Source organism: Sporosarcina sp. P2 (assembly GCF_002743255.1).
In the GTDB taxonomy this organism is placed as follows: Bacteria; Bacillota; Bacilli; order Bacillales_A; family Planococcaceae; genus Sporosarcina.
Genome location: NZ_PDYY01000016.1, coordinates 26,333 through 44,740 on the forward strand (window position 1 = coordinate 26,333; position 18,408 = coordinate 44,740).

Annotated in this window: 21 protein-coding genes; 7 read left to right on the forward strand and 14 right to left on the reverse strand. The window is 40.6% G+C overall.

Annotated elements, in window-relative coordinates; genetic code table 11:
• Positions 1-26: 26 nt before the first annotated feature.
• A complete protein-coding gene (locus CSV67_RS14765) occupies positions 27-212 on the forward strand; it encodes a YlaF family protein (RefSeq protein ID WP_099632364.1) in 186 nt (61 codons plus the stop codon).
• 55 nt (positions 213-267) lie between these two features.
• On the opposite strand, the gene CSV67_RS14770 is transcribed toward CSV67_RS14765, so the two are convergent.
• Together CSV67_RS14770 and CSV67_RS14775 are read right to left on the reverse strand one after the other, a co-directional pair.
• The gene (locus CSV67_RS14770) at positions 268-1,059 is read right to left on the reverse strand and encodes an inositol monophosphatase family protein (protein WP_099632365.1); all 792 of its coding nucleotides are present in this window, start codon (positions 1,057-1,059) and stop codon (positions 268-270) included.
• Between the two features lie 153 nt (positions 1,060-1,212).
• On the reverse strand, positions 1,213-1,413 hold the full coding sequence (locus CSV67_RS14775; protein ID WP_099632366.1) for a hypothetical protein: 201 nt from the start codon (positions 1,411-1,413) through the stop codon (positions 1,213-1,215).
• 158 nt (positions 1,414-1,571) lie between these two features.
• Between CSV67_RS14775 and CSV67_RS14780 the strand changes: the two genes are divergently transcribed.
• Positions 1,572-2,204 carry a YktB family protein gene (locus CSV67_RS14780; protein ID WP_099632367.1) on the forward strand — a complete coding sequence of 211 codons (633 nt, stop codon included), beginning with the start codon at positions 1,572-1,574 and terminating at the stop codon, positions 2,202-2,204.
• Between the two features lie 148 nt (positions 2,205-2,352).
• Here CSV67_RS14780 and CSV67_RS14785 read toward each other — a convergent pair whose 3' ends face one another.
• The 7 genes from CSV67_RS14785 to CSV67_RS14815 form a co-directional block, all read right to left on the reverse strand.
• Positions 2,353-2,631, reverse strand: coding sequence for a UPF0223 family protein (locus CSV67_RS14785; protein ID WP_099632368.1), 279 nt, complete (start codon positions 2,629-2,631; stop codon positions 2,353-2,355).
• 12 nt (positions 2,632-2,643) lie between these two features.
• Positions 2,644-3,603: an NAD(P)H-dependent flavin oxidoreductase gene (locus tag CSV67_RS14790; protein WP_099632369.1), complete on the reverse strand. Its 960-nt coding sequence runs from the start codon at positions 3,601-3,603 to the stop codon at positions 2,644-2,646.
• A 74-nt stretch (positions 3,604-3,677) separates the two neighbouring features.
• The gene (gene lpdA, locus CSV67_RS14795) at positions 3,678-5,090 is read right to left on the reverse strand and encodes a dihydrolipoyl dehydrogenase (protein WP_099632370.1); all 1,413 of its coding nucleotides are present in this window, start codon (positions 5,088-5,090) and stop codon (positions 3,678-3,680) included.
• A gap of 4 nt (positions 5,091-5,094) precedes the next feature.
• A complete protein-coding gene (locus CSV67_RS14800) occupies positions 5,095-6,465 on the reverse strand; it encodes a dihydrolipoamide acetyltransferase family protein (protein ID WP_099632371.1) in 1,371 nt (456 codons plus the stop codon).
• 34 nt (positions 6,466-6,499) lie between these two features.
• Complete coding sequence (locus CSV67_RS14805) at positions 6,500-7,477, reverse strand: alpha-ketoacid dehydrogenase subunit beta (RefSeq protein ID WP_099632372.1); 978 nt, start codon at positions 7,475-7,477, stop codon at positions 6,500-6,502.
• A gap of 3 nt (positions 7,478-7,480) precedes the next feature.
• Positions 7,481-8,596 carry a pyruvate dehydrogenase (acetyl-transferring) E1 component subunit alpha gene (gene pdhA / locus CSV67_RS14810; RefSeq protein WP_099632373.1) on the reverse strand — a complete coding sequence of 372 codons (1,116 nt, stop codon included), beginning with the start codon at positions 8,594-8,596 and terminating at the stop codon, positions 7,481-7,483.
• 327 nt (positions 8,597-8,923) lie between these two features.
• On the reverse strand, positions 8,924-9,562 hold the full coding sequence (locus CSV67_RS14815) for a YkyA family protein (RefSeq protein WP_099632374.1): 639 nt from the start codon (positions 9,560-9,562) through the stop codon (positions 8,924-8,926).
• Positions 9,563-9,731: 169 nt separating this feature from the next.
• Here CSV67_RS14815 and def point away from each other — a divergent pair, with 169 nt between their 5' ends.
• The 3 genes from def to rnjA all read left to right on the forward strand — a co-directional run bounded on the left by def (position 9,732) and on the right by rnjA (position 12,411).
• Positions 9,732-10,289: a peptide deformylase gene (gene def / locus CSV67_RS14820; RefSeq protein ID WP_099632375.1), complete on the forward strand. Its 558-nt coding sequence runs from the start codon at positions 9,732-9,734 to the stop codon at positions 10,287-10,289.
• A gap of 241 nt (positions 10,290-10,530) precedes the next feature.
• Entirely contained in the window at positions 10,531-10,740 is a 210-nt protein-coding gene (locus CSV67_RS14825) for a DNA-dependent RNA polymerase subunit epsilon (RefSeq protein WP_099632376.1), read from the forward strand.
• Between the two features lie 3 nt (positions 10,741-10,743).
• Positions 10,744-12,411, forward strand: a complete 1,668-nt coding sequence (rnjA, locus tag CSV67_RS14830; protein ID WP_099632377.1) for a ribonuclease J1 — start codon at positions 10,744-10,746, stop codon at positions 12,409-12,411.
• A 308-nt stretch (positions 12,412-12,719) separates the two neighbouring features.
• Here rnjA and CSV67_RS14835 read toward each other — a convergent pair whose 3' ends face one another.
• The 5 genes from CSV67_RS14835 to CSV67_RS14855 are packed head-to-tail and all read right to left on the reverse strand — an operon-like array spanning position 12,720 to position 17,188.
• On the reverse strand, positions 12,720-13,379 hold the full coding sequence (locus CSV67_RS14835) for a potassium channel family protein (protein ID WP_085428510.1): 660 nt from the start codon (positions 13,377-13,379) through the stop codon (positions 12,720-12,722).
• A gap of 36 nt (positions 13,380-13,415) precedes the next feature.
• Positions 13,416-14,489, reverse strand: a complete 1,074-nt coding sequence (locus CSV67_RS14840; protein ID WP_099632378.1) for an ABC transporter substrate-binding protein — start codon at positions 14,487-14,489, stop codon at positions 13,416-13,418.
• Positions 14,486-15,283 (reverse strand): ABC transporter permease, encoded by a 798-nt coding sequence (locus CSV67_RS14845; protein ID WP_099632379.1) that lies wholly within the window; start codon positions 15,281-15,283, stop codon positions 14,486-14,488. The genes CSV67_RS14840 and CSV67_RS14845 overlap by 4 nt, the downstream gene beginning before the upstream one ends.
• Positions 15,280-16,092: an ABC transporter permease gene (locus CSV67_RS14850; protein ID WP_099632380.1), complete on the reverse strand. Its 813-nt coding sequence runs from the start codon at positions 16,090-16,092 to the stop codon at positions 15,280-15,282. The genes CSV67_RS14845 and CSV67_RS14850 overlap by 4 nt, the downstream gene beginning before the upstream one ends.
• Positions 16,082-17,188: an ABC transporter ATP-binding protein gene (locus CSV67_RS14855; RefSeq protein ID WP_099632381.1), complete on the reverse strand. Its 1,107-nt coding sequence runs from the start codon at positions 17,186-17,188 to the stop codon at positions 16,082-16,084. Before CSV67_RS14855 ends, CSV67_RS14850 begins: the two co-directional genes overlap by 11 nt.
• Positions 17,189-17,389: 201 nt before the next feature.
• Between CSV67_RS14855 and CSV67_RS14860 the strand changes: the two genes are divergently transcribed.
• Both CSV67_RS14860 and CSV67_RS14865 read left to right on the forward strand, forming a co-directional pair.
• Complete coding sequence (locus CSV67_RS14860) at positions 17,390-17,692, forward strand: hypothetical protein (protein WP_099632382.1); 303 nt, start codon at positions 17,390-17,392, stop codon at positions 17,690-17,692.
• Positions 17,693-17,857: 165 nt separating this feature from the next.
• Positions 17,858-18,400 (forward strand): peroxiredoxin, encoded by a 543-nt coding sequence (locus CSV67_RS14865; protein ID WP_099632383.1) that lies wholly within the window; start codon positions 17,858-17,860, stop codon positions 18,398-18,400.
• Positions 18,401-18,408: the final 8 nt, after the last annotated feature.

Below are 18,408 nucleotides of genomic sequence, written 5' to 3' on the forward strand. Positions count from 1 at the left end.
ATTTTAATTTATATGGAGGGATTTTTTTGAAAGACATTAAGTGGATTTTCGTAATTTATTCACTCGGTGCCGTACTTTCCATGTCCGCAATTGGTATTGGAGTAGGTATGCGTAGTCTATTCGTTGTTGTCCTTGCCATTGTCGCCCTTATTTTAATAATGGGTAACGGATTTAAAACGAAAGCACGTATGCGTAGAGAAGGCACGCTATAAATAACTCAAAGGGACTGAATATTAAACCGTTTTGGTTTAACAAACAGCCCCTTTTTTATTTTAGTCGGATATATTTCGATAAAATCTCTTCATGTAATCCCGGACGTGTGACAATAAATGTGTCAGATCCGAGTAGATGTGGTTTCACACCTTCTAAGTTCGTTGCTACAGCTCCTACTTCTTGCGCAATGACGATTCCCCCAGCTATATCCCAAGGCGCCAGCCGCATAGAAATATACGCGTCGATTCTTCCCGACGAAACATATGCTAGCTCAATCGCAGCCGAACCATATGATCGTGTCCCACGGCAACGTGTGACGAGCTCAATAATTTTTTCATTTTCCACGCGATGATTTGGCGCAACCCAGCTAGCATTGATGCCGATGATCGCTTCTTCAAGTGGTGTGATTTCCAGCTGGGGTAGACGCTCATCGTTGAAATAAGCACCTTCACCTTTCGCTGCATGGTATAACTCATCCCGCATTACATCATATATGTAGCCCAGCATCCCCACGCCGTCTACATAAATCCCCAAGGAAATCGCAAAGTTCCTTCTCTGATGGATAAAATTCATCGTTCCGTCAATTGGATCAAGGAACCAAATTATTCCGTCAAGCGAAGATATCTTATCTCCAAATCCCTCTTCCGAAACCATTTTATGCTCAGGAAAGTCTTGTTTTACCCGTTCTACAAAAAAGCTTTCCACTTCTTTATCGATATTGGTAACTAAATCATTAGCGTCAGCCTTTGAATCGATGTCAATTGTACTAAAAAAAGACACTCGTATTTTGTGGCCAGCCTCTTTGATTAACGATTTCGCATATCGATCTATCGCATTAAGATTCATTCTGCCACCTCTTCCCATTCCGACTATCGCTAGTATAACACAGAGGCAACGGAACAAAAGAGATAACAGTGATAGGATATTAAGTAAAAAGACACCCCGTCACATTTCCTTCAATTTCTGAAGTGAATGGGGATGTCTTTTATTAAACCATGCTTACATCGAAAAAACATTAAGTGTCTCCATTTCATTGTGAATTTCCGTCAATCGTAGTTTGCTTTTATCAACTTGATCTGTGTCTTGGTCTTGTAGTGCGTCGTATAGAGTAGCTAATTCATAATCCAATTCCAATTGTAAAGTTCTCACATATTCTCTCTCAACATCTTCTTTTCGGATAAAATGAACGACCTGTTTCATAAGTAGCACCCCTTTTAAGTTAATATTTGACCCCAACCGTCTTATTAGTAAGATATGCAAAAATTCCGACTTTTAGTGGTTAGAAGCCTTGTTATTTTAAATTATTCCCCAATTACTGATAAGATAAACGTAGTCACTACAAACTGGAGGAGATTTTCTTGTTTCAGTCTTATTGGTCATCAAATGATTTTGACGTTTTTACCATTGATGGCTTGGATAATCGCATGAAAGCTTTGCAGGAAAAGGTACAACCGAAATTCATAGAATTAGGAAATCATTTTGCACACCGCCTTTCCGCCCACGGTACGGGTGAGTTTTTTCCACATGTTGCAAAACACGCGAGGCGAACTGTCAATCCGCCACGGGATAGCTGGGTAGCATTCGCTCCCGCTAAGAGAGGCTATAAAGCGTTACCTCACTTTCAGATTGGCTTGTGGAGCACTCATTTATTCATTGTACTGGCAATTATTTATGAAAATCCCGATAAAAAAGGGATTGCTACACGTTTAGAAAAAAACTTGGAAGTTATGACTGCCTTACCAAAAGATTTTATAGTTTCCGGAGACCATATGAAGCCTGAAGCTGAGCATATTAGTGAAGGAGGTGTAGAAGGTCTCGAAAAATTGTTGGATCGTCTACAAACGGTGAAAAAAGCGGAGTTTTTAGTTGGTCGTCACCTTTCAAGAGATGAAGCATCCAAAATGAGTGAAGAGCAATTTTATGAGTATGCAGAGGATACTTTCACGAAGTTATTGCCTGTTTATGACGTGGTTATTCATTCTTTAGATTAAAATAAAAATTGCATGTGGGAACACACCATGGATCGACATACTAGGCGGATGCTTCCACGTTCGATCAACAGTGCGTTTTGTAAAAGGCCTATTAGGAAGTGAAATCAAAGCAAAAGACACCTTTTAAAATGGGTGTCTTTTACTTTGATTATTTTTTCACCTTTAGCAGTTCGCCTGGTTGGCTCTCTTTTGCCGCTTTCACTACGCGAAATGCAACATAGTCACTGCTTTCCTCAAATTCCTTGCATAGCGTTTTTTCTTCGGCCATGGATGGAACAACACTTTTGAAAGCTCGATAATATCTCATGAATTCGTCTCGTTCGATACTCGATTCATAGGCTTGCTCCACTTTTGTGAAAAAATCAATCACCTTCACGATCTCTTCTGTTGACCAATCCGCACGTAGTGGATATTGATAACCTGCCATTTACTTCTCTCCTTATCCGACACTCCATTTTTTTCGAATAGTTATTGCTTCTTTTTTCATTCGTTCAAACAATTCGGCAACGCTTGGAACATCTTCAATCATACCCGCTACTTGGCCACCCCAACCAAAGCCTTGATCATTCATACCATCGTGAATGAATTTACAATTTGCTTCCCCGCTAATAAATGCTTTCAGTCCTTCGTAACCAGCATCTTCCGCTTCCAACTTCAGAATCTTCTCTGTCCATTCATTCGTCAATGCACGAGCAGGTGCACCAATCGTGCGTTTGATAATCGTTGTATCTTGTTCACTGCTCGCTAAAAGAGTTTCAAGATAAGCAGGTGATGCATCCACACATTCTTTTGTCGCTATGAAACGAGTACCCATCTCGATTCCTTCTGCCCCTAGTGCTTGCGCTGCCATCCAGCCCCGTCCATCACCAATACCACCTGAACCAATGACCGGTATACTAACAGAATCTACAATCCTCGGAATTAAGACCATCGTACCTATATCGTCACGGCCTAAATGCCCTCCGCCCTCTTGTCCAACCGCTATGACAGCATCCGCACCAATCTCTTCGGCTTTTTGCGCTTGTCTTCTAGCAGCCACCAACACCATCTTCTTCACGTTAGTACCGGTTAACATGTCAAAAAGCGGCGCGGGATTTCCCCCGGTAACCGATATAATATCGATCTTTTCTTCTAATGCAGCTTCCACCATCGCTTCGTAGGATCTACCATGATTACCAATTGCAAAATTTACACTGAATGGTTTATCTGTCTTTTCGCGAACTTTGCGAATCTCTTCTTTCAATGCGTCAGGTGAAGTCAAGCTCATGGCTGTAATTTGGCCAAGTCCACCCGCCTCCGAAACGGCAGCAGCAAGGTCTGAATAAGCCAGATACGCAAGTCCCCCTTGCACAATTGGATATTCAATTCCAAACAGTTTTGTCACTCTAGTTTCCCACATGAAAATCCCCCATTTTTCATAATGTAAAAAGACCCATGAGAAAAAATCCCATGGGCTGTTCAATTCTAGCTGTTTTATTTCGTCATCATGTGAATCGGCTTACCAAGAGCAACTTCTGCTGCTTCCATAGAAATCTCACCGAGTGTAGGGTGAGCATGAATAGTCATAGAAATATCTTCAAGAGTCATACCCGCTTCAATCGCTAGACCAAGCTCTGCAATCATGTCAGAAGCATTTTCCCCAACGATTTGAGCGCCTAGTAATAAACCGTCTTCTTTGCGACCGACAAGCTTCACGAAACCTTCTGTAGCATCCAATGAAAGGGCACGGCCGTTAGCTGCAAACGGGAATTTACCGCTTACTACGTCATAACCTTCATCTTTTGCTTGTTGTTCGTTTAAGCCTACAGTTGCCAATTCCGGATCGGTGAAGCATACAGCCGGAATAGCCATATAATCCACTTCAGATTTTTCTCCAGAAATAGCTTCCGCTGCAATTTTCGCCTCGTAAGACGCTTTGTGCGCAAGCTGAGGTCCCGCTACGATATCACCGATTGCATATACATTCGGTAGATTTGTACGGCATTGCTTGTCCACTTCGATCAAACCGCGGTCAGTCATGTTCAAGCCAAGACCTTCCAAGCCGATTTCATCTGTATTCGGACGACGGCCCACTGTTACCAGAACGTAGTCCGCTTCAATTTTTACTTCTTCACCTTTAGCTTCGTATGTTACTACGACGCCGTCTTTCGTTTCTTCAACGCCTTTAGCAGATGCTTTCACAACTACTTCAACGCCTTTTTTCTTCAAGCCTTTTTTAACGATTTGCGTCATTTGTTTTTCGAAACCAGCAAGGATATCATCCGCGCCTTCAAGAATAGTTACTTCAGATCCTAGATTAGCATAAGCAGATCCAAGTTCTGTACCAATATAGCCGCCACCAACAACGACAAGCTTTTTCGGTAATTCTTTCAAACTTAAAGCGCCTGTAGAATTGATTACACGGTCTGTGAATTTGAATGAAGGGATTTCAACTGGGCGTGCACCCGTTGCGATAATAACGTTGTTGAATTTATATGTTTGAGCAGAGTTGTCTGTCATGACACGTACAGTGTTCGCATCTACGAAATACGCTTCACCTGCAACTGTTTCTACTTTATTCCCTTTAAGCAAACCTGATACGCCGCCAGTTAACTTAGAAACAACACTTTCCTTAAATTTCATAGCTTTAGAAAAGTCTAGTTCGACAGATTTCGCAGTGATTCCCATACCATCTGCATTCTGAGCATCCACAAAGCGATGTCCAACAGAAATCATCGCTTTAGAAGGAATACATCCAACGTTTAAACAAACACCGCCGATTGTATCTTTTTCTACGATGGTAACTTTTTGACCAAGTTGAGCTGCGCGTATTGCCGCTACATATCCCCCTGGGCCTGAACCTACTACAAGTGTGTCAACTTCAATTGGAAAATCTCCTACTACCATTGCTTTACGCCTCCATTAATAAAAGTGATGGATTACTTATTAATTCCTTAAGATAGTTTAACGCTAATTGCCCCGTTACGCCATCAATCACTCTGTGATCAAATACTAATGATAATGCTAACATAGGTGCAGCTACAATTTCACCATTTTTTACAATTGGTTTTTCAGAAATTCTTCCGATACCTAAAATAGCTACTTCTGGATGGTTAATAATCGGTGTAAACCACTGTCCACCCGCGGAACCAATGTTCGTAATCGTACATGATGCACCCTTCATTTCTGCCGCTTGAAGTTTTCCATCGCGCGCTTTTCCAGCTAGCTCATTCACTTCATTTGAAATGGCAAACATGGACTTGCGATCAGCATTCTTAACAACTGGTACCATTAGACCGCGATCTGTATCTGCTGCAATTCCGATATTGTAGTAGTGTTTTTGAATTAATTCCTCTGTCGCATCGTCTAGTGACGTATTTAGTTGAGGGAACTCACGCAATGTGGCTACGAGCGCTTTTACTACATACGGAAGATATGTTAACTTCACATCTTTCTCTGCTGCAATCGCTTTAAATTCTTTCCGATGTGCAACAAGTGCTGTAACATCTACTTCATCTAACAGTGTAACATGTGCTGCTGTGTGTTTTGAATTTGACATTGCTTTTGAGATTGCTTTTCGCATAGGAGACAGTTTTTCACGAGTCTCTGGGAATTCACCTTCAAAAACAGGAGCTTTCTTCTCTGAAGTGCTAGGTGTTTCCTCGGTCGACTGCGATTGGGTCGTTTCTTCAACCGATTGTTGTTGATCTCCCGCTTTAAATGAATCTATGTCTTCCTTTAATACACGGCCGTTTTTTCCACTCCCAGCCACTTGTGCTATCGTTACATCTTGTTCACGTGCATATTTACGAACGGATGGCATCGCAATTACTCGGCGATTTTCATCTACCTCACTAGTAGTTGTCTCGATGTTTTGTTCTTTTTGCGGTTCTGTCGATTGCTGCTCTCCAGATGCCTGTTCAGGTTTCTTGGAATCTACACTACCAAGTGCTTCCCCTACTTGTTCATGAGATTTTTCTGCACTTGCTTCTTCAGAAGAGTCCGCACTTTCTTCATCGTCTTCATGATCTGGAATACCGTGATCCGGTGCATCAAAACGTACTAATTTATCTCCAACAACTGCTACCGTACCTTCAGTAACATAAATTTCTTCCACTGTACCTGATACAGGTGATGGAATTTCAACTACGGATTTATCATTTTGTACTTCTAGTAATGTATCATCTTCTTGGATTTCATCGCCCGGTTTTACGAACCACTTAACGATCTCCCCTTCGTGTATACCTTCACCAATATCTGGTAATCGAAATTCATAAGTCACGTAATTCACCCTTCCTGGATTGTCCAACAGTTATTTAGAATGTTAGAACTTCTCTTGCTTTCGCTGCAATGTCTTTGGCATTAGGCAACCATGTGTTTTCGCCTGCCGCAAAAGGATATACCGTGTCTGGTGCAGTCACACGCATCACTGGAGCTTCTAGACTCAAAATAGCGCGTTCAGTAATTTCAGCTACTACGTTAGCAGCAATTCCCGCTTGTCGCTGCGCTTCTTGTACGACGATTGCGCGGTTTGTTTTTTCAACAGATTGTATAATTGTTTCTATATCGAGTGGCTGAATCGTACGTAAATCGATTACTTCCACTGAGTAATTTTCTTTTTCAAGCGCTTCAGCAGCTTTTAAGCTTTCCTGCACCATTGCACCGTACGTGACAATGGTCAAATCTTTACCTTCACGCTTCACATCAGCTTTGCCTAAAGGAATAGAATATTCTTCTTCAGGAACTTCTTGTCTGAATGAACGATAGAGTTTCATATGTTCCAAGAAAATTACAGGGTCATCACTTTTGATTGCAGAGATAAGCAATCCTTTTGCATCATACGGAGTCGATGGAATAACTACTGTTAAACCAGGTTGTGATGCTACTAGACCTTCTAGACTGTCCGCGTGCATTTCCGGAGTGGCTACACCTCCACCAAATGGCGCACGGATCGTAATCGGCGCATTAAAATGGCCGCCTGTTCTAAAGTTCATTCTCGCAATTTGTCCACTCACTGAATCCATTACTTCAAACAGAAAACCAAAGAATTGAATTTCCATAATGGGACGAAAGCCAGTAAGTGCTAGTCCAATTGCCAATCCACCAATACCAGATTCGGCTAGCGGCGTATCAAAAACCCGCTCCTCGCCGAATTCTTTGTGGAGGCCTTCCGTCGCACGGAAGACACCTCCGTTTGCGCCTACGTCTTCACCGAATAGCAATACGTTTTCATCTGTCTTTAGCTCAGTACGAAGGGCATCTGTAATCGCTTGAATCATTGTTAATTCTGCCATGGATTAGTTCGACTCCTTTCCAGCATACGCATCCAATTGTTCTTGTAAGTTAAATGGCATATCGCCTTTATACATGATTTTCATAAAGTCTGTCGCCTTTTGTTTAGGCTGTGCATCCGCTTTTTTGATAGCTTCTTTAATTTCTTCTTTTGCTCGTTCAATTACTTTTTCCTCTTGTTCTTTAGACCAAATACCTTTGGCTTCTAAATACGTTCTAAAACGCACAATCGGGTCACGTTTTTCCCATTCATTATCCACATCAGATGTACGATAGCGTGTTGGGTCATCACCAGCCATCGTATGAGGTCCGTAACGGTAACACATTGTTTCGATCAACGTTGGTCCATCTCCATTAACTGCACGTTCTCTTGCGTCACGTGTTGCAACGTATACCGCCAATGGATCCATTCCGTCTACTAATACACTTGGCACGCCTGCCGCTACACCTTTTTGAGCAAGGGTCTTTGCAGCAGTCTGTACATCACGATGTGTAGAGATTGCATATTGGTTATTCTGAATGACGAAGATAGCAGGCACTTTATATGCCCCTGCAAAGTTCAATCCTTCGTAGAAATCACCTTGCGAAGTTCCGCCATCACCTGTGTATGTAATGACGACTGATTTTTGACCTTTTTTCTTAAAGCCTAGACCTACACCAGCTGCCTGGACATATTGTGCACCAATAATGATTTGCGGTGGGAAAATATTAAGTCCATCAGGAATCACGCTTCCTGCATAATGCCCTCTCGACCATAGGAATGCCATATACAATGGCCAGCCATGGAATAATAATTGAGGAACGTCACGATATCCAGGGAGAATGAAATCATCTTTTTCCAACACATATTGAGAAGCTAACTGGGAAGCTTCTTGCCCTGCAGTAGGAGCGTAAAATCCTAGACGCCCTTGTCTATTTAAAGAAATAGATCGTTGATCAAGGATACGTGTATAGACCATGCGATTCATCAATTCCACTAATTCCTCATCGGGAAGTTTCGGATCTAAGTCCTTATCAACGATCTTTCCTTCCTCATTCAATATTTGTACCATATCAAATTGACTTTCAATCAGTTGAAGCGCTTTCACCGGGTCATACTGATTACCTTTTTTAGCTACCATATCTTGATCTCTCCTTCGTATCTGTATTATACCTTTTTCAAATAAAATTGATACAACTTCTTATAAATACTAGTATACGCAAAACTGAGCGCTTGGTCAACCATTGTAATCAAAGACTTTTAATCATTTTTATATTTTTCTAAAAATGTACTGTACTAACACAATATCGTTTCTGTATTGGTACAGAACTGCTTTTATTGGGTCATACCGGCCAATCTATATCTATGAAAGTCATCAATGAACATTCATATAACAACTGAAATGATAAGTCCTTACAAATACCTATCGCGTACTAGTTGTCGCTTTTAATCCTACCTACTCACTACTTTATATTTCCTTTTTATTGTTTTCTAAACTTTTCAAAGCGCGGGCCACTAACCTGTTTACTTCCCTAGTTGCTTCATTGAATTCTATAAGTGATCGTTGGCTAGAAGTGATTAAATCATTTACATCACGAACATGCTTTTGAAGTTCATGCTCGCGGATGGATGGATCTTCAATTTGCGTATATAATTGCGTCTGACTATCTATAAGTTTTTTATACTGCATGATGAATGTCTCTTGTATTTCAGAACGTTCATACAATGCTTCAACTACTTCATCTAGTGAATCATGTAATTCCATACGCTCTACCCACTCAGACATCCGGTCTATCGCTTTCTTCGACTCGTGTAAAGCACTTTCCTCTTTTTCTAACAGTTGAGCCCGTTCATGTGCAGACTTTTTCATCGCAACCACTCGTTGTTTCACTTCTTGATATTGCTGTTGAGTCAGTTCCATTGTCTCAATAAACAAGACTTGTTCATTCTGCTCCTTCTCGTGTAACTTCTTTCCAAAGTTGTTCCCTTGTTTTTCTTTTTCATTCAGAACCACGAGTAAATCTGTAAGTTGTTGAGTTACTTCAGTCTCTTTGGAACAACTAGTTAGTAGAAGGAAGATGAACAATACGCAAATTACTTTCTTCATTAATAACCCTCCAGACACTTTATATACTTTTTTCTTTCACCATTTTTCTCATTCGTCTATACTGTATAAGAGGAAATTGGTTTTTACGATTATATACCCTTCATGCACAATAGTTACTATTTTATCGTAGATTGTACTATACCTAATATATCCGAGAGGAAGAGTAGAAATGATTTTAATGAATGATATTATCCGGGAGGGTCACCCAACGTTGCGATTAAAAGCAAAAGAGGTGAGTTTTCCTTTAAGTAATGAAGACCGTCAATTATGCGATGATCTGTTGGAATATGTCGTCAACAGCCAAAATGATGAGTTGAGTAAAAAATACGGCTTACGATCTGGCATCGGTTTGGCCGCTCCACAAGTCAATGCATCTAAAAGAATCTTCGCTCTGCATATCCCGGACGGCGAAGTTCTATTGGAAAACTTTATAGCTATTAACCCGAAAATCATTAGCCATTCCGTTGAAAAGACCTATATAGAAACCGGTGAAGGTTGTTTATCAGTAGATCGTGAAGTGCCTGGTTATGTTCCCCGGTATGCAAGAATCACCGTAAAAGCTTTTGATAAAGAAGGAAACGTAATCAAAAAACGTCTAAAGGGATTACCCGCCATTGCATTCCAGCATGAACTCGATCATTTGAACGGCATTATGTTTTATGATCATATTGATGCGAATGCCCCTTACAAGGAAATCCCCGGCGCAACAGCATTCGACAGAGAGTAAAGCTCTTACACTTGACAGGACGAAGTTTTTCTGTTACAGTCTTGTCAAGGAGTGATGATGCCATGTACAAACGTCTAAAACGCAAACTGCTAAGACGACTTAATGGCCTGCTCGGTAAAAAGACAATTGCTTAGACATTTACGCCCGCCAACTAAATTGGTGGGCTTTTCTTTATTTTAGGGAAATTGCATGCTATTATTGATGATATGTATTATTAGGAACGTAAAAAGGAGAGTTAAACATGATTTTTAAAGTATATTACCATTTAAACGTACATGAAGTTCCAGTCCGCGAGAACACACTCAGCTTGTATGTAGAAGCTGAATCAGAAAAAGAAGTCCGTGATCAACTTAAAGATCGCGATCTTATGATTGAATACGTACAAAAGCTGGAGGGTGAGCATTTAGCATATGAACAAGCCTCCCCAGACTTTCACGTTGAGCAGGTCTAATCAATGAAATCTATTAAAAACAATGAAACAGCCGTTTTTGCCCTAGGCGGACTAGGTGAAATCGGTAAAAATACGTATTGTGTACAATTCCAAGATGAAATCATCATTATTGATGCCGGAATTAAGTTTCCTGAAGATGAATTGCTTGGTATTGACTATGTAATTCCAGATTACACTTATCTCGAACGCAATATTGATAAGATTAAAGGCCTTTTCATCACACATGGTCACGAAGACCATATCGGTGGAATTCCTTATCTATTACGCAAAGTGAACGTTCCCGTCTACGGTGGTAAATTAGCAATTGGTTTACTTCGCAATAAGTTGGAAGAACACGGTTTGTTGCGCACTACGGAAATTCATGAAATTGAAGAAGATGATTTTATCAAATTCCGTAAAACCGCCGTATCATTCTTCAGAACAACGCACAGTATTCCTGATGCATTCGGAGTAGTGGTTAAAACTCCTTCCGGAAACATCGTTCATACAGGTGACTTTAAGTTCGACTTTACGCCTGTCGGTGAACCTGCTAACTTGCATAAGATGGCCAAAATTGGTAGTGAAGGTGTACTTTGTTTGTTATCAGATAGTACAAATGCAGAAGTACCGAACTTCACGATGTCTGAACGTAAAGTTGGAGAAAGCCTAAATGATATTTTCCGCACTGTAGACGGTCGGATTATTTTCGCTACATTCGCTTCAAATATCCATAGATTACAACAAGTGATCGAATCGGCGCAGATTTTTGGTCGTAAAATCGCTGTCTTCGGGCGTAGTATGGATAATGCCATCACGATCGGTCGCGAACTTGGTTATATTGATGCTCCGAAAGATTTATTCGTAGATGCTCAATCACTCAACCGACTTCCAGCTAATAAAGTGATGATTTTATGTACAGGTAGCCAAGGTGAACCGATGGCTGCACTATCACGTATCGCAAACGGTACGCATAGACAAGTCCAAATCCAACCTGGTGATACCGTTATCTTCTCATCTTCACCCATCCCAGGTAATACTCTGAGTGTGAACAAAGCGATTAATTCATTGTTCCGTGCAGGTGCAGAAGTTATTCATGGTCCATTAAACAACATCCACACATCCGGTCACGGGTCACAGGAAGAGCAAAAGCTGATGTTGCGTTTAATCAAACCTAAATACTTCATGCCAATCCACGGTGAATACCGCATGATGAATATGCACTCCCAACTTGCTATAGACTGTGATGTTGAACCTGATAACATTTTCATTATGGGCAATGGTGATGTACTCGCACTCACTGACTCGACAGCAAGACTTGCCGGACGTGTACCTTCAGGCGATATATACATCGATGGAAGCGGTATTGGGGATATTGGTAACGTTGTACTACGCGACAGACGAATTCTTTCTGAAGATGGTCTAGTCATCGTTGTAGCAACCATCGACACCAAAAAGAACCGTTTAGTATCTGGTCCTGACCTGATATCACGCGGTTTCGTCTATATGCGTGAATCAGGCGCTATGATCAATGAAGCACAATATATGCTTTCGAAAACATTACAACGCAAACTGGCTGCTAAACCTGATTCCGTCAACAACCTAAAAGGCGATATCATCGATACACTCGTTCCGTATTTATACGAGAAAACGAAACGTAAGCCGATGATCCTTCCTGTCATTATGGAACTCTAAAAAGCATACAAAAAAGCAAGCGCACATTAGCACTTGCTCTAGACTGAAGGCAACTCCTATAAATTAGGGGTTGCCTTCATTTTTTTATTTGGATTTTTTATACGATCTTTTAACCATTTACTAGATGTTCCAAGTTGAAAAACAACACTAGTTGTTCCTAAGTGAAAGGCGGCGACTGATGGGTCAGCTCGACAGGTGAGACAACCAAAGGGAGCTTGCGACGTGGTTGGCTCACCGCGGGTCCATAGGAAAGGGTACGCCTGGAACGTCGATCAACGGCGCTCTCCCCTTCTCGCACTTTCTATTCATTAATGCAATGCCTTCCGTTCAAACCGATGTATATCCAGATCAGAACCGATCACAATCAACACATCGTTCACTTCTATTTGCTCAATCGCCTGAGGAGAGACTAATATATGTGTTCCACGCTTGATCGCTACAATATTCACACCGTACTTGGCACGGATATCCAAATCTATTAGCGAAGAGCCTGCGATGTGATTATTAGCTTGAATCTCCACGATAGAGTATTCATCGGATAACTCCAGATAATCCAGAATATTATTCGAAACCAAGTTATTCGCAATGCGTTTTCCCATATCTCGCTCAGGGTGAACAACTTGATCCGCTCCGATTTTTCGCAACACTTTTTCATGGTAGTCATTTTGGGCTTTCACTGTAATTCGCTGTACACCGATTTCCTTCAAAATCAACGTAGTCAAAATGCTTGCTTGAATGTTTTCACCGATTGCGATTACCACATGTTCGAAATTTCGTATGCCTAACGACCGCAATGCTGCTTCATCCGTCGTATCGACAGCCACAGCTTGTGTAGCAATATTTGCAAATTCCTCTACGCGTTCTTGTGACTTATCAATCGCCATAACATCGGCTTCTAATTCAATAAGTTCTTTAACGATACTACCGCCAAAACGACCTAAGCCAATTACTACAAATTCCTTTTTCATCTCATTACTCCTCGCCATTGAGAATAGTCACATGTCTTATCGCAATCCCATTTTAAATTTCAGGAATAACTCATTATACACTCCAAGTGTTTCTAAACCTAAATTTTCATACACTTCCAGGTTCTTTCTTGCCTCTTCATCAGGATAAAATCGTTCATCACCTGTAATCTCATCATCCATAAATGACAAAGCCGCCTTATTTGGTGTAGAATACCCCACGTATTCTGCGTTTTGCGCTGCTACTTCAGGATCAAGCATGAAATTAATAAATTTATACGCGCCTTCAACATTCGTAGAGGTTTTCGGGATGACAATATTATCAAACCATAAGTTTGAACCTTCGTTCGGCACGATATAATTAATGTCGTCGTTCTCAGAAATCATATCTGCCGCCTGACCAGACCACGTCAACGCCACAGACGCTTCGTTATTGATCATAAGTTGCGTGACTTCATCGCCTATAACCGCTTTAACGTTCGGACCCATCGTTTCTAGCTTGTCTGTTGCCTCTTTTAATTCCTGCAAACTAGTGGAATTCAATGAGTAGCCAAGTGAATTCAATGATATTCCGATCACTTCTCGCGCACTATCGACCAAAATGAGCTTCTGCCGCAGTGAAGCATCCCATAAACTCTCCCAACTCTCAAACGTCTGACCTTCCAATAAGGATGCATTATATGCGATACCCACTGTTCCCCAGAAATATGGAATCGAATACTGATTGTTTGGATCAAACGGCAAATTCATGAAGTATGGATCGATATGTTGAACGTTCGGAATTTTCGAGAAATCGAGTGGCAGTAAAAGATTTTTCTCTTTCATCATCTGCACCGCATATTCGGACGGAACTGTTACATCGTAAGCAGTTCCCCCTTGTTCAATTTTTCCCATCATACCTTCATTCGAATCAAACGTTTCATAGATTACTTTGATGCCTTCTTTTTCTTCAAATTGCTTCAGAAGGTCTGGGTCAATATACTCTCCCCAGTTGTATACTGTAATCGTGTCTTTACCTGCTCGCCCCGCCTTATGCTCGAGCTGATAATTAGCGAACAACAAGATACCCGAAACGAGTAGGATCACAAACGCACTACTCATTAATCCTTTCATTTTTTCACCCCCTGAGGTGATTTTGCTTTATTTCCGATTATATAATAACCAAGCACTAGAATTATTGTTATTAGGAAGATCAATCCGGATAGCGCATTGATTGTCAACGTGATTCCCGTGCGTGCCATAGAATAAATTTCTACGGACAGGGTAGAAAATCCATTTCCTGTCACGAAAAAAGTAACAGCAAAATCATCCAATGAATAGGTTAACGCTAGAAAGAACCCTGCGAAAATCCCCGGCTTAATATAAGGCAATATGACACGCGTCAATATATCTTTACGTGAAGCGCCTAAATCCCGTGCTGCATCTATTAACGTCGTACTCATTTCTAATAACTTCGGCAGTACCATAATGACGACGATCGGTATACTAAAAGCGATATGAGAAATTAGCACCGAAGCAAAGCCCAATTTCACACCAACCAACGTGAATAATATTAAGAAAGATGCACCGATAATTACATCTGGACTGACAATCAATATATTATTTAGCGACAATACCGCTTGTCGTGCAGATTTATTTTTCATGAAGTAAATGGTGAGCGCACCAATCACACCGATTGTAGTAGACAGTAGGGCCGATAATAATGCGATAATGACTGTATTTAAGACAATGATCAGAAGTCGCGTATCTTGAAATACCGCTTGATAGTGATCCAAAGTGAATGATTCGAAATGCGACATCCCATCTCCCGAATTGAAGGAGTAGTATATGAGATAAAAAATAGGAGCATATAAAATTACAAAGACTGCTGCCAAATAAATTCTCGGCAAAATCCCCAGTTTCTTCATTTAATGATGCCTCCCTTTTTACCAGAAGTCAGTACCATGATTAAGAACATGAAGATGATGAGAAAGACAGCAATCGTAGAGCCCATTCCCCAGTTTTGTGTAACGAGGAATTGTTGCTCGATCGCGGTACCAAGTGTAATCACTTTATTACCGGCAATTAAACGGGTAATCATAAATAAAGAGAGTGCCGGTATGAACACAACTTGTATACCTGATTTCACGCCATCCGTAGTCATTGGCCAAATCACCCGTTTGAATGTCACCCATGCATTCGCTCCTAAATCTTTCGATGCATCCAATAAAGTAGGATTGATTTTATCCAAAGAGTTAAAAATAGGCAATATCATAAATGGAATAAATATATACACGGAAACAAACACGAAACTGAAATCCGTGAATAATATTTGCTGACTGCCTATCCCGACAGCCTCCAAAAGGGCATTAATAGGCCCATAAACCCCCATTAATCCGATAAATGCATAAGTCTTTAACAACAGATTAATCCATGAAGGTATAATAATGAGTAACAACCACAACTGCTTATGCCTCGTCTTCGTTAAAAAGTAGGCTGTCGGATAGGATATCAATAAAGCAAAAAAAGTTATGAGAAATGCATACCAAAACGAACTTATCGTTAATTTGAAATAGATCGATGTAAAGAAGTTTCGATAGTTAGCCAATGTTAAATGGCCCGACAAATCAAAAAATGAGTAATACACAATAACGGCAATCGGTGCTAGCACAAATAATAATAACCAGGCTGCATACGGTGTGGCATATATAAAACGTAACGGATTTTTACTCCTCATCTTCCGCCACTCCAAACGATTCCAGACGTGCATCAAAATCCGCTTCAGATTCATTCAAACGCATAACGTGAATGTCTGCTGGTTCAAAATCTAAACCGATTAACGTTCCTACATCCGCTGGTTTCGTTGAATGAACTAGCCACTCATTACCATCGGAATCGTACGTTGACAGTTCATAGTGTACACCCCGGAATAATTGCGTATCTACAGTGACACTTAATTTCCCTTTTTCAACAGTCGTCATTTCCAAATCTTCAGGACGAATGACAATATCCACTTTTTCATTAGGATAGAATCCGCCATCTACACATGGAAATTGTTTACCGGTAAATTCCACTAGATAATCTTTAATGATTCTTCCAGTTACTATATTCGATTCACCAATAAAGTCTGCCACAAAGCGATTGATGGGCTCATCGTAAATATCAATTGGTGTCCCCGACTGTTGAATTTCTCCATTATTCATGACGAAAATTTCATCGGACATCGCAAGTGCTTCTTCCTGGTCATGCGTAACAAAAACAAATGTCTTGCCTAGACGCTGCTGGAGCTCCCGCAATTCATATTGCATTTCAGAACGTAATTTCAAATCTAGCGCCGACAATGGCTCGTCCAATAAAATCACTTCAGGGTCATTGATGATTGCTCTAGCAATAGCCACGCGTTGACGCTGCCCACCCGACATTTCAGTAATTTCACGGGTTTCGTAACCATCTAGATTTACAAACTTCAACGCTTCTTTTACCCGACGATCCACTTCATTCTTATTCACTTTTTTTATACGTAAACCGAATGCAACATTTTCATACACATTCAAATGAGGAAACAATGCGTAATCTTGAAATACCGTGTTCACTTGGCGTTCATTTGCGGGAACGGAGTTGATCTTCTTTCCATTAAAGAAGATTCCCCCATCCGTCGCTTCCGTAAATCCGGCGATCAAACGTAAAATAGTTGTTTTTCCACAGCCTGAAGGTCCAAGTAATGTATAAAACTTACCGCGTTCCATTTCGAACGAAACACGATCGAGGACAGTTGTAGATTCATTATAGCGTTTTGTAACATTCTCAAAACGAATAATAGGGTTAGTAGTCAATACGTCTCCTCCTTGCCTAAACATATTATTTCTTGTAATGAATGAACAGTTGTAAACTCACTCATTATACACAAAATGTTGGTGAAATCAACTATCTATTATAAGTAGAATCAGAAAACAGCCTACAGGAAAATAGTCATGATTATTGTTTTTTCGCAGATGACATAGTAGAATGAAACCATATATTGAGGAGGGATTCAGTTGGAAGACCATTTATTTTTTTATCTGGACTCTGATGCCAAGCGGAATCGAAAAAACGAACCCGCAACAAGAGAAAATCATCTAGAAGGAATTTTTCTAGTAAATAATAAAAAAATCCGAACATGGAAAGAGATGGCCTCTCATTGCGTAGAGTGCATGGAGCCATTACATTATAGCGATGAATTTGACGCACGTTACTGTAAAGATTGCAATGAATGGCGAGAAATGATTTGTGATCCTAATTGCAAAACATGTCAAACACGCCCAGTAAAACCTTCTGACTGTAAACAAGACTTTGAGTAATCAGATGCTCAAATCCTAAATATATGAAGTGTATCGCTCTTTATAATAATAATTATTATCTTCAAGTCATTCTAATTGAATTTCACATGAAACTTTGTTATTCTACTTATAATTGTGCAACACAGTCATGTTGTTGTACAAAAGACTAATTGGAGGTTTTATATAATGGCTGAGCGTATGGTAGGTAAACAAGCTCCAGATTTCACAATGGAAGCAGTACTAGCTGACAAATCTTTTGGTAAAGTTAGTTTACAAGAAAACATGAAGAACGACAAATGGACAGTTCTTTTCTTCTATCCAATGGACTTCACTTTTGTATGTCCAACAGAAATCACTGCAATGTCGGATCGTTACGATGAGTTCGAAGACTTGGATGCAGAAGTAATCGGTGTTTCTACTGATACTATCCACACTCACCTCGCTTGGATCAACACTGATCGTAAAGACAATGGTCTTGAACAACTAAAATACCCACTAGCAGCAGATACTAACCACTCTGTTTCACGCGACTACGGTGTATTGATCGAAGAAGAAGGTATTGCATTACGCGGCCTTTACATCATCAACCCTGAAGGCGAACTTCAGTATCAGACAGTATTCCATAACAATATCGGTCGTGACGTGGACGAAACTCTTCGTGTACTACAGGCACTACAAACTGGCGGTCTTTGCCCAGCAAACTGGCGTCCAGGTCAAAAAACTCTTTAATTTTTGGA